We start from the raw sequence: 12129 nt of genomic DNA, 5'->3' as shown, positions 1-12129 counted from the left end.
GCTGTTTATTATCACCAAACACCTCATCCACCGCTTTGCGGTCCCCCTTCCCCTCTAGGGGAAGGCCCTTGCTAAACTTCTGTCTACTTATTTATCCGCTGTCGGGTCGCCTACTAAGAACAGATAGGCGATTACGATAATGCCCAGTACGATACGATACCAGCCAAAGGCCTTGAAGTCATTGGTCTTGATATAGCTCAAGAGGAACTTGATGGACAGGATGGAAACGATAAAGGCCGTAACCATGCCCACCACCATGATGACGATTTCCGCGCCCGTGTAATGCAGGCCGAACTTGACCATCTTGAGGAGGCTCGCGCCGAACATGACCGGAATAGCCAGGAAGAACGTAAATTCCGCAGCGACGATACGGCTGGCACCAAAGAGGATACCGCCGATAATGGTCGCACCGGAACGGCTGGTACCCGGCACCAAAGAAAGCACCTGGAACAGGCCGATAATGAACGCCGTACGGTAATCCAAGTTTGCCAAGTCGTTAATCCGCGGACGGCGGTGCTTGTTGTAATTCTCAATCCAGATAAAGAGCAGGCCGTAGAAGATAAGCGTCGTAGCCACCACCGGCGCCGTCATGAAATGCTCTTCCATATACTTGTTGAACATTAGGCCAATCACGGCTGCGGGAATGCAGGCCACGATAACCTTCATCCACAGGCTCACCGTATCCCGCTTTTCCTTCTTCGTCTTCCAATCCGACCAGGGATTGAGCTTTTCAAAATTCAATGCCACAACGGCCAGAATGGCGCCGAGCTGAATTACCACCAGGAACATATCCATAAAGTCCTTGCTGACATCCAGCTTGATAAATTCGTCCACCAGAATCATATGACCGGTACTCGACACCGGCAGCCATTCCGTCAGACCTTCTACAATACCGAGAACTACTACTTTCAGCAGTTCCACTATGCTTAAATCCACCGTATTACTTCCTCTCGCTACTCTCTACTAACTTCCGCTTCTGCTCATGAGTCAGCTGTTTGATATGCCACTCACGGCTCTGGGCCTCCCGCTTATCGGCAAAGGCTTCAAAATAGACAAGACGCACAGGCAGGCGGGCGCGGGTGTATTTCCCGCCCCGGCCGGCATTGTGCGTCCTGACCCGCTTTTCGAGGTCATTTGTCCAGCCTGTATAAAAACTGCCGTCACTGCACTCTAAAATATAGGTGTAGTTCTCGTCCTTATTTGGCATCTTTAATGGTAACTTTTTCCATCACGACTTTTTCCAGCGGACGGTCAGCAAAATCCGTTTCGCTGTGGCCGATGGTGCGAACAACATCCATGCCCTTTACCACTTTGCCGAAGATGGTGTGCTTGCCGTTGAGCCAGGGAGTCTTGTCGAGCGTGATGAAGAACTGGCTGCCGCCCGTGTGGGGCATACCCGTGTTGGCCATAGCAAGAATACCTTCACAATCAAAGCGCAGGTCATCCAGGAATTCATCCTCGATGGTGTAGCCTGGGCCGCCCATGCCCGTGCCCTGCGGGTCGCCGCCCTGAATCATAAAGCCGTCAATCACGCGATGGAAAATCACGCCATTGTAGAAGCCTTTTTCCGTCAGGTCGATAAAGTTCTTCGTCGTAATCGGGGTCTTATCCTCGAAGAGTTCAATTTCAAAGGTACCTTTGTTGGTTTCAAAAACTGCAATGCGATTAGCCACTTTTTTGCCTCCATTATCTTTACCGCCAGCGATGCAGCCCGCAGAAAGAGCCGTCATCAATACCAGCATCATAATCAATATCTTTTTCATTGTACAAAATTCCCCTCTCTAATGCAACTATAAATTACCGTCCGTTATTGCTATAACGGTGAATCACTGCACCAGTCTTGACGCCCGGCGAACTAAAGCCATGCCCCATGACTTCGCTTGCCGACATGATAATCACAAAGGCGTCCGGGTCGATGGCGTTTATAATCATCTTCATCTTGGCCACCTGCGTTAACGTCACGACCACGAACACGACATTGCGCTCCCGGCGGGTAAACGCGCCCTGCCCATGCAGGAAGGTTACGCCGCGGCCCACTTCCATAATGCCCTCAGCAATAGATTCTGCCTGATTGGACACGATTAAAAGCGCCTTGCGGCTGTTAAAGCCCGCAATCACCTTATCCGTCACCATGGCATTCATGAACATGCAGATAAGCGTGAACATCGCCGGCGCCACGCCAAACATAAACGCCGCCGCCAGCATCACCAGACAGTTAAAGCCAAAAATCACGCCGCCCATATTAAAGGAATAAAACTTCTTGGCAATGGCGCCCACGATATCAAAGCCGCCGGTACTGCCGTTCATGCGGAACACAATACCATAGCCAATCCCATTGAACACACCGCCAAAAATCGCCGCCAGCATATAATCGCTGACCGGCGCATAGGCGTTTAATGGCTTGGTAAAGTCCAGACAGAAGGAAAAAATCGCCGTACCGATGACCACATCACAGGTATAGCCCTTGCCGAGCAGCCGCCAGGCCGCCATCAATAGCGGAATATTATAAGCAAAAGTCTGCACACCAATGGGCAGATGCGTGAGGTAATAGACAATCATGGCAATGCCCGTAGCACCGCCCGTCAGCAGGTGGGAAGGCACCAGAAAGAGATTGATGGAGCAGCTGGCAATCAGACAGCCCACCGTAATGCCCACATAACGCAATAAACGATGCTCCAACAGCCTGAGCTGAATCATCTGCCTAAGCCTCCCACACGCACTTCTTTATCCTGCGGCAAGTTGGAAAGGTCAATTTCCATATGGACATTGTCATCATCAATATCCCCTGGCATCATCATTGGGTCCCCTTCTTCGGCCATAGCCGTCTGCTCGGCCTCATCCAACGGCAGATTGGTGATGTGCAAATCCAGCAGATGGCCGTCCTCAGAATCCACCTTTAACAGCAGATGCTGATGGGGATGTTTTTCCCGGCTATAAATCAAATAATAATCCCCATCCACGAACTTCCGCGGGGTCTTGCCATAGATTTTTTCCAGCCAGAACTTCGTGGCGCCCTGCCGTACATTGCGGCGGGCAACATAAGTTTCCATATCCACGGTAAAGTCCACGACTTTCCCCGTGCGCACCGCAACGCTGGCCTCGCTGCGGTCTTTATAAACATAAGTCTTAACCTTCACGCCCTGCTTGATAACGGTTTTATCATAGAGCGCTTCGCCCCACTTCGCCTGCAGAACACTTTCGCTGTCACCGAGCATTACGCCCTTGCAGGAAAAATCCTCGTCCACGACTTTCCCCGCCGCCAGGCAGACTGTGCTCCACAAGCAAAGCAGCAGCAGGCTAAAAGAAAACACGCGGCGCATATTCTTTACCATAAGTTCCTCCCGAAATTGCCCTGTTCAAAAATCTTAATCTCCCGGCCATCAGCAGTTGTGCCGATGATTTCCAAATCCCGGGTGCCAATCATGAAGTCCTCATGCACCAGCGAATCGTTGACACCATGCTGCAGAAGGGTCACGCTGTCCATCTTCTCGCCGCCTTCCATACAGGTCGGATAGGCCTTGCCCAGTGCCAGATGGCAGGAGGCATTTTCATCAAACAGGGTGTTGTAGAACAAAATGCCGCTCTGCGAAATCGGCGAATCAAAGGGTACGAGGGCCACTTCACCCAAGTAACTTGCTCCTTCATCGGTTTCCAACAGACCTTTGAGGATTTCCGCACCTTTTTCTGCCGTATAATCAACCACTTTGCCGTCCTTAAAAATCAGCTTGAAGTTTTCAATCAGATTACCATTGTAATTTAGCGGCTTTGAAGCCACAACCGTGCCGTTTACGCCATCACGCTTGGGCATGCTATAAACTTCCTCCGTCGGCATATTGGCGGCAAACTCTATGCCCAGCTCCGACTTTTCCGCACCACCAGCCCAGATATGGCCTTCCGGCAGTTCGATTTCCAAATCGGTGCCGCTGGCATTCTTATAATGAAGCTTGACAAACTTCTGCTCATTGAGGAACTTGGCCGCCTGTTGTAGGAAGTCGATATGCTTGCGCCATTCGGCCACCGTGTCGATACCTTCACCGATGCGCACCGTCTTAAAGATGGCCTGCCAAAGTTTTTCCACAGCTTTTTCGGCTGTATCTTCCGGGAATACCTTCGTGGCCCAGCCCTTGGTCGGCACGGACACCACGCACCAGGTATTCTTGTTACTCATCAGTCGTTCACGGTATTCTAAGAGCGCCGCACCAGCTGCCTGATTGGCCAGTTTAAGCTTCTCCGGCTCAATATCGCTGAAAATCTGCGGATCACGGGCGGCTATGGACACAAACGCCGCGCCCTGCTCGGCATAACCCTGATAGAATTTCACCCGCCATTCGGGGAACTCGGTAAAGAGTCCCTTCTTGCCATGTTCATAGCGGATATGAGCCGAGAGTTCATCCCCCCAGCTCATCACCACATCATGGGCACCGGCCTTGAAGGCCGCCTCGGAAATCTTGCGGGCAAAGTCCGCACATTCAATCGGGGAATTGATGACCAGAATCTGGTCCTTCTGAATATTTACCCCGACATTTACCACTAATTCTGCATATTTTTGCAACAGTTCTGCCTGCATCACAAAGCCTCCGTATCGAAACATAAGGTCACAGGGCCATCGTTCACCGATTCCACCTGCATATCTGCACCGAATTCACCATGCTCCACCGTCACGCCTAAATCCCGCAAATCCTGCATAAAGACTTCATAGAGTTCATTGGCCATGGCCGGCGGTGCCGCATGGCTGAAACCGGGACGGCGTTTCTTCAAGTCCGCATAGAGCGTGAACTGGGAAATCACCAGCATGGAGCCGCCCACCTGTTCGAGATTTAAGTTCATCTTGCCGGCATCATCGGAGAACACCCGGACATTATAAATCTTCTCGGCCAGTTTCTGTGCTGATTCGGCATTATCCTCCGGCCCTACGCCCAAGAGCACCAAAAATCCCTGCTCAATCGCGCCGTTTACTTTTCCTTCTATTTCTACACTGGCGGATTTTACCCGCGTTACCACTGCCCGCACAATTTCACTCCTCTTACTGCATATACGGCGCCGCAAACTCCTGCACCGTCTTAAAATACAATTTTTCGTCCTTCTGACAGGCTACCCCATGAACCGCATCATGGATTAAGAGCAGACTCTTGTCCGGGGCTTTTGCATCCCGGTAAAGCTGCTCGGCCATAGCGGGCGGCACCAAGGCATCCTTCGTGCCATGAATAAACAGGATAGGCACTTTCGAGTGCATAACCGCAACTTCCGGCACCGCCTGATTGAGGCTGAACCCTGCCACCTGCTGACACCGCCAGTCCAAAAGATTCATGGCCGGGAATGCCGGCAGCCCCAAAGACTCGTGTATCTGATGCACGAGCAAATCAAAAGCGCTGGTGTAGCCGCTTTCTTCCACGCAAGCTGCTACATTCTTCGGCAAATCTTCCTCATCACAGGCCATCATCACCGTGGCCGCCCCCATGGACACGCCATGCAGAATAATCTTGGCCTGCGGATAGTAAAGGGCAATCCGTCTGGCCCAGTCCACAATATCCACACTCTCGCGATAGCCCATGGTCAGATAGCGGCCCTCACTCTTGCCTGCCGCCCGCAAATCCGGCGTCAGCACATGATAACCCATCTTCAGATAATGCGTGGCAATATAATAGGAATTTTCCTGCGTACCACCATAACCATGAACCACGATAACCCATTTATCGGCCCCACTATCCTCATCCGGATAAAAATGCGTAGCCTTTAATATCAGCTTATCGCGGGAAGTCAGCGTCCACTCTTCATTTGTAAAATCCGGTTTATCATAATGCCGTGCTTCCGGCGGCATCAAAAGAGCAAAAGCGCGGGGCGGTTCCTGGGGATTTTCCACGGTGCCCCGTTCGAGCCCGAAGTGTACCGCATAATTGCCAACAAAATATCCTGTCCCCACGACAAAGGCCGCAGCCACAGCCGCCGCCGTAAGGACAGCTGTCAGGAGACAGGATAAAAACATCTTGTGCATGTAATCACCTTTCTACTGCCTGCCTAAAAACAAAGATGATTACATTTTAACACCGATATGGAATTTTTGCTATCCCTTAATGGGGTAAAGTGCCGTCACCATCCGATGTACTTTTTGCAAATACAGCAACGTAATCGTCCAACAGATTGTATGGCTTATCAGGGAAATTTGGTGAACTCTACACCATTACCCGTATTTTCCTTTTTGTCCTGCCAACGCATTATGCCATCACACAGGACAAAGAGCGCATGACCATCATTATAGACCATCTTGTTTTTGCCTGTGCCATCTTCCGAATAAACATAGTCGATACGCGTTCCATCACCATTGCTGAAAAGGATAGCCGCAAAATTGTCATAGCTGCAATGATAGACCCAGCGGCTGCCTTCAGCGGCATTGCTTGCCCATTGAATTTCTATCAGAAAACCATTACCCTCCCGGCTGACTACGGCAGAACAGCGACCACTTCCCCAGACACCCAGATAATCTTCGGCCTTAATGCCCGCACGTTTTTTTTCGTAGCCATTTTCGGCATAGCGCACAAAATGCATGGCTCCATCCTGTCCTGAATAAAGGTCTTTCTGCGTTGCTTTCTTTTCGTCCTTGGCAAAAGCAGCCCATAATTTGTTAGCACTTGTGTACGCCGAATACCAAGGCGAGACTGTGTTCTTATCCTCAAGAACTACGCCGCCGCCTTCCAAAAACGAATACCAATATGATTTTGAACCATCCGGATGTTCTTCTGTCGTTACCTTAACCATGCCAAAGGACTTGCCGTCTTTGTAGGTCATTTCATACTTGCCATCTGCGTAGATGACCAGACTTCGCGCATCAGTTGCACCTGTTTCACGCCAAGTTCCCACTATGGGCTGAATGCTGTCAATAACCGCCGCTGCTTTCTGTGCTGCTATGCCTGCTACATTTGCTGCCGCCATAGCAGACTCTCCACCAGCAATACTGGCGATAAAACAAGTCATTGCCCCGATTAACAGCATGTGGCGCAATATCCTGTGCAAAGTTTCCTGCATATCCATTTGCAATCCCCTCCTGCGTCACTTCAACCTGCAGCCTTTTCCCAATGCGTATTTGAATGCCAGCGGTGACGATATTTGCCATGATATTCGGGAATATCCGGATTCTGGATGTAACAGGTATAAGCCACATACTGATTGGCTGGCACATAGACATCGTTCACGTAATGACGAATGCCTTTATCTGACCACATCCTCTGACCGTTGTCCGCAATCAACGTAAGGTCAATGTCCGTCCACTTAACATAAGCCCCACGGTCGCCGGTGTTTTCAAAGTAACCGACAACTTCTACTTCACCCGCATGATGCAGATAGACATGCTCAATCTGAAACTTGATGACCGGCCTCGCCTGCACTGCCGACGGCAAAATTGCCGTGCAAAGCAAGGTAAACACTAAACACGCAAATAACTTTGATACATACGACCTCATGTTTCTGCCCTCCTTTTTCTTCTTTATGCCGCTCATTAGTTATGCTGTTCAGACTTTCCTCTCAACCTCACATCCTAACCACTTTATATTATATAACACTATTATTAAGATTCAAACTATTTTGTTTATATTCTTTTACCTACATTCATAAATCAAGCCCATCAGTATTTATTGCCGATGGGCTTGTTTTATGCCAGATTATCTTATTTTCCCTTCAACTTTTTATTTTCAGATATTCCGCTGATATTTTTGCTTATGGCTTTGCGGCTGTTCCGGTATGGTCATGGATAGCAGTCCCGCCTCCAGCATCGGCTTTACATAGTGCTGCATAACGTAACCTACAGTCTTTACGCCTAAGAATTTTGCAATTTCTGCCCGGCTGCGTGGTTCGCTGCAGAAGTTCAATAATTCCAGCTGGCGCATATCCTCTACGTTTTTCTCTTGTACTTCATCACGTGCTTTCCTATAGAAAGTCACCACAAAAGTACCGCGTTTATCTTCCAGCCTTGCTGGCGGCAAACCAAATCTTGACAGTTCTTTCTCCATAATAGGAATTCCCGAATAGCGGTTTTCTGTTATCTGCAAGGTTTCCAACGCCGAAGCCAGCACCGGATTACGGGTATCCGGCTGTACCTTGCCCAACTGGTCAACGGTTATACGGCCGTATATACCGCCGGGACTTCTTATCTCCATCCGGTCGGCAAAGAGCTGAATTTGGATTGGCATACCTTCTGTGTGAATACTGTAATCCCGATGAACCAAGGCATTGAGGATAGCTTCGCGAACTGCCGTCATGGGATATTCTGTTTTATCCTCGCGCTTACCAGTTTCCTCATTGATAATCGTCTTGCTTTTGATATTACGGCGCACAAATTGCAAAGAGCGTTCCAAAATCTGCGGAATATCTCCCTCAATACGCTCATTATCCAAAAAGCGTTCACCTTCCGCTCCCAGGTCGCTGATACGCAAACCGGGAACCACAGTCGCGATTACGCAAAGCTGCGGATAATAAGCCTGTGGGTAAAGGCCAAACAGCAGGGCCGCACATAAGGTAATCTTATCCCCCAAAGTAATGCTCATTAAATCCTGAATTTGTTCGTCCGTTAATTGTGAGAGATTCGGCTTGCCCAAACGCAGACGATGAATATAATCAGCCAGCTTATTCTTGTCCAGTGAGTTTAACGACATACGATTAGCTGCTCGCACCTCATCCTGATACTTCCGGCGGAAGGCTTCATAACTGTATATTTCATACTCCGTCATAGGTTCATCACTATCCCCTACCCGCACATAGGAACCCTTTATCCGCCCCATACCACGATAATAGCAGGGACGCTCCGCAATATCCAAAGCCGGTATCTCCGCCGCCACAAAAGATTTACCATCCAGCTCCGCTACGGTCAGCACCGGACGAACCACCGGTTCCATCTGCAAACATTGCGCATTGATTTGCTTTTGTATATCCTGCGCATCATATACACCTACCGGTTCATATCCCTTGCTTTCATCTATGCCAAAAAGAATGGTGCCTCCTCCATCCTGATTGGAAAAACTCGACAATGTATCATATAACCGCTTGGGACACCCCATATGGGCAGCTTTCAGTTCCAAAGATTGCGATTCATAACGCAATTTTTGAACAGACTTCACCATTTCTTGCAGTTCTTCTCTTGTCATTTTACATTTCCTCTTTATATTTCATCTTTACTCTTTATGTTTCTCTTTATATTTTAGCTTATTATTTACACTTTCTCTTTATATTTCACATTTTACATTTTATATTTATATTTGTCAATTTTATATTTTTCCATTCATAAAAAGGGACTGTGAAATAACACATCCCCAATAACAAAGACATCACGGAATCGCTTATTAAGGCCGGTGCATTGGATTATCTGGGGAAAGACCGGGGCTGGATGCTTGCCAATCTGCAATCCACCAAGGAAATTCTGGTACGCAAGGCTCATTGCGAGGAACGTATCGAATATTACCAAGGGCAGTGTATGATATGTCCACGGATGACAAGGGGCGCAACAAGGCAAAACGGATGCTTGACCAATGGAGGGCAAAGTTATCTGATGTGGATTTCAAGGAATCTGCGGCAAAGAAATACGATGCCATTGCCGGCGAGATTTCTGTGCTGTCCTTCTCGTTTACGTCGCTGCCCAAGGTGCTCACGGGTGTTGCCAAGAGTGTCTATGAGTTCAAGGACAAGAAGGGCATCAAGATTACGCAGGGATTGACTTATGAGTTCATCCGCAGCAGCAAGGGTATCATCGTGGATGCACAGCTTGTAAGTGCATAAATAAAAAAGGGGGTATGACACTATGAGCCTTGACACACAGCGGCGCGGAGGCAGACGAGCAGGTGCTGGCCGGCCCAAAAAGAAAGCAAGAGATTTACAAAAAACACATAGCATCAGAGCCACAGATAAGGACTAGAAAGAGATACAGATCGCCGCCAGGATTATAAAGATGTGCAGGACTACGGAGAAGCGTCCCAGGGTGTTTGTGCTTGACGAAGAAGAAAACGCCAGGGTCAATAAGTATCTGACTGAAGGGCTAATAGAGAGAAGTCAGAATAGTCGTTGGGGCGAACCAGAAGGAGCGCAGCCTGTCGTTATGAAGCAGGAGGAGCCCACACCTAAAGAACTGGAGACTCCAAAGACTGCCAGCGAATAAGAGGCAGTGTCGCTTTTCTTAGAGTATTTCAGGCTCAATCCTATTGATGCAGTATCTTCCATAGAGAGCAAACTGGAAAGAGAAAAACATATCCGTGAAATGCGCAGGGTACGTTCCGAGCAGGAGAAAAAGATGGATGGCATTCAGAGAGATATGCAAGATGCCATGGACTCTATCGATGAAATTAATAAGGCGGTTGCTGAGATGCTTCAGTTCCCAGGCTACCGTAGAGCATAAAAAGGAGAGAAATGAGGATAATCGTGCTTAACGGGATGTTTGGGGCTATAGGAAAAAATTGTTGTAAAAATGGGATATTGTTGTGTAACCCTTAGAGGTTTTTTCTTTTATATGTCGAATTACAAGTAACAATCGATATGGTGACACAGTAACTTCAAATTTGTTTACGAGGAGGAAGAAAGATGAAGATGATAAAAGTCAACATGACAATAATTGTCATGTTATTGCTTTTTTTTGTTCCAATATGTAACGTGGAAGCAAAAATTGATGTAGATAGTTTTGTGAATAATTATAATCAAGCTGCAAATAAACTGCATAGTAGTAAGAAGATAGTGTCAAATCAATTATACGCAATAAAAGATGAATATGGGGAATTAAATTATTGCTTATTTATTGGGAATAAAGTTAATAATATTATATTTGATAAGTGGTTTAGCAAAGCGAGTATAACATTCAGTGGTTCCAACATTTATGATTGTGTAGAAGTACCTGTATTTATTTTAATGGGGGTGGGCTGCTCAGATATGTTGCAAGCATCTAAAACAATAAATAGTCTGATAAATCAACTAGGAATGGATAATATAAATAAAACATATGGTGTGGGTGAAGTTATGTTAGTTGATGAGGTTGCAAAATGTAAGTTTCAGTGTTTGGCACATTATAATGTAGATATAGCAGGAACTGGAAAAATTAAATTTACAGTAGCAAGATATGACAATTAAAATGCGTAACTGCTTAAAAGTGAGGTGGTATTATGCTAAAGGTAATGATGTTCATATTATGCTTCTTAATAAATATATCATCAGTATCTGCAGAAAGAGGTTTAGTGGATATTGATGGAAGTAGTTATTGGCATGGGAATAAGAACTTTATATTAAAGCCACTCTCTAGCGGTTCGAGCGGACGATATAATATAATAGATTTATCGTCCATCGTTGTTAAAGAGAATTCAAATTTTCAAACGGAACTTGCAATGCTGTGTTATGATGTGTCACCAAATGGAGAAATAGAAGGTAGTAAAATTATATCCATCGTAAAGAAGAATGAAGTAAACAGATTTTTTGAAATTGGCGGACAGAAAGTGACCGTTACCCCGGTTCACATTAATGCCTACTATGACTTTCTAAAAAGAATTGAGGAAGTGACTAATGGGAGAATAACAATTTCAAAAATGTTTGATGGATTCGTATGTAATAAAAATAAGTATATTTGGTATGTGCCAAGAGTTGATGACAACATAAAAGATAAGATGGACTTTGAAAACAATATGGCTATAGTCAAAATATCGCTTTCAGACATGTTACAAAATTCATCATCAACAAGAATCATAATTACACCATTGATTTTATATTACATAAAAGATGGACACTTATATGATAATGGATACAATAAATTTATAAGAATTCAAGGATATGGATTCGCAAATACAATGAATGGAAGATGGGTAAGAGTATTGGATGTTGAAGGTTATTTGAGTAATGGTGGAGCGTTATTGCCAACTCAATACTGGGAAGAATTACCGAATAATACAGAGGGTAATATTATAAAAGAAGTATGCAGTATGGCAGTGGCGAACAGAATTAAGTAATTCTATCATTTTATGAGTTAAATTTATTTGTAAAAAAAGAAGAGACTGGAACTTTCCAGTCTCTTTTAAATTTGCGTTTCCAAAACAACTTTGTTCACGGGCGAGGCCATCATAAGACGCCTCAGCAACGTCATTTTGAGCGCCTTCAGGAATATAAAAACAAGCTGAG

General features: G+C 46.5%; 16 protein-coding genes. 5 read left to right on the top strand and 11 right to left on the bottom strand.

Annotation, left to right across the window (positions count from 1 at the left end):
* Nucleotides 1-87 precede the first annotated feature (87 nt).
* The 11 genes from P157_RS0105580 to P157_RS0105530 form a co-directional block, all read right to left on the bottom strand.
* Entirely contained in the window at nt 88-936 is an 849-nt protein-coding gene (locus P157_RS0105580) for an undecaprenyl-diphosphate phosphatase (protein WP_026760133.1), read from the bottom strand.
* A 4-nt stretch (nt 937-940) separates the two neighbouring features.
* A complete protein-coding gene (locus P157_RS0105575) occupies nt 941-1207 on the bottom strand; it encodes a GIY-YIG nuclease family protein (protein WP_026760132.1) in 267 nt (88 codons plus the stop codon).
* A complete protein-coding gene (locus tag P157_RS0105570) occupies nt 1197-1763 on the bottom strand; it encodes a peptidylprolyl isomerase (protein ID WP_026760131.1) in 567 nt (188 codons plus the stop codon). Before P157_RS0105570 ends, P157_RS0105575 begins: the two co-directional genes overlap by 11 nt.
* Before the next feature lie 34 nt (nt 1764-1797).
* A complete protein-coding gene (locus P157_RS0105565; RefSeq protein WP_026760130.1) occupies nt 1798-2697 on the bottom strand; it encodes a YitT family protein in 900 nt (299 codons plus the stop codon).
* Complete coding sequence (locus tag P157_RS0105560; protein ID WP_026760129.1) at nt 2694-3332, bottom strand: hypothetical protein; 639 nt, start codon at nt 3330-3332, stop codon at nt 2694-2696. Before P157_RS0105560 ends, P157_RS0105565 begins: the two co-directional genes overlap by 4 nt.
* On the bottom strand, nt 3326-4567 hold the full coding sequence (locus tag P157_RS0105555; protein WP_026760128.1) for an aminopeptidase: 1242 nt from the start codon (nt 4565-4567) through the stop codon (nt 3326-3328). The genes P157_RS0105560 and P157_RS0105555 overlap by 7 nt, the downstream gene beginning before the upstream one ends.
* Nucleotides 4567-5010, bottom strand: a complete 444-nt coding sequence (gene dtd, locus P157_RS0105550; protein ID WP_026760127.1) for a D-aminoacyl-tRNA deacylase — start codon at nt 5008-5010, stop codon at nt 4567-4569. Before dtd ends, P157_RS0105555 begins: the two co-directional genes overlap by 1 nt.
* Before the next feature lie 13 nt (nt 5011-5023).
* On the bottom strand, nt 5024-5992 hold the full coding sequence (locus tag P157_RS0105545) for an alpha/beta hydrolase (protein WP_026760126.1): 969 nt from the start codon (nt 5990-5992) through the stop codon (nt 5024-5026).
* A gap of 158 nt (nt 5993-6150) precedes the next feature.
* A complete protein-coding gene (locus P157_RS0105540) occupies nt 6151-7026 on the bottom strand; it encodes a hypothetical protein (protein ID WP_026760125.1) in 876 nt (291 codons plus the stop codon).
* A 23-nt stretch (nt 7027-7049) separates the two neighbouring features.
* Nucleotides 7050-7454: a hypothetical protein gene (locus P157_RS0105535; RefSeq protein ID WP_026760124.1), complete on the bottom strand. Its 405-nt coding sequence runs from the start codon at nt 7452-7454 to the stop codon at nt 7050-7052.
* A gap of 228 nt (nt 7455-7682) precedes the next feature.
* Complete coding sequence (locus P157_RS0105530) at nt 7683-9131, bottom strand: ATP-binding protein (RefSeq protein ID WP_026760123.1); 1449 nt, start codon at nt 9129-9131, stop codon at nt 7683-7685.
* Nucleotides 9132-9462: 331 nt separating this feature from the next.
* Here P157_RS0105530 and P157_RS0105525 point away from each other — a divergent pair, with 331 nt between their 5' ends.
* The 5 genes from P157_RS0105525 to P157_RS0105505 all read left to right on the top strand — a co-directional run bounded on the left by P157_RS0105525 (nt 9463) and on the right by P157_RS0105505 (nt 11960).
* Nucleotides 9463-9759 (top strand): hypothetical protein, encoded by a 297-nt coding sequence (locus P157_RS0105525; RefSeq protein ID WP_026760122.1) that lies wholly within the window; start codon nt 9463-9465, stop codon nt 9757-9759.
* A gap of 169 nt (nt 9760-9928) precedes the next feature.
* Nucleotides 9929-10135: a hypothetical protein gene (locus tag P157_RS0105520; RefSeq protein WP_026760121.1), complete on the top strand. Its 207-nt coding sequence runs from the start codon at nt 9929-9931 to the stop codon at nt 10133-10135.
* A 6-nt stretch (nt 10136-10141) separates the two neighbouring features.
* Nucleotides 10142-10372, top strand: a complete 231-nt coding sequence (locus tag P157_RS0105515) for a hypothetical protein (RefSeq protein ID WP_026760120.1) — start codon at nt 10142-10144, stop codon at nt 10370-10372.
* A gap of 182 nt (nt 10373-10554) precedes the next feature.
* Nucleotides 10555-11094, top strand: coding sequence for a hypothetical protein (locus P157_RS0105510; RefSeq protein ID WP_026760119.1), 540 nt, complete (start codon nt 10555-10557; stop codon nt 11092-11094).
* A 32-nt stretch (nt 11095-11126) separates the two neighbouring features.
* The gene (locus P157_RS0105505; RefSeq protein WP_026760118.1) at nt 11127-11960 is read left to right on the top strand and encodes a hypothetical protein; all 834 of its coding nucleotides are present in this window, start codon (nt 11127-11129) and stop codon (nt 11958-11960) included.
* Nucleotides 11961-12129: the final 169 nt, after the last annotated feature.

Origin of the sequence: Selenomonas ruminantium AC2024 (assembly GCF_000687995.1) — a bacterium.
Taxonomy (GTDB): domain Bacteria; phylum Bacillota; class Negativicutes; order Selenomonadales; family Selenomonadaceae; genus Selenomonas_A; species Selenomonas_A ruminantium_B.
The sequence above is the reverse complement of the archived record's forward strand: the minus strand, read 5'-3'. Positions and strand labels throughout refer to the sequence as shown.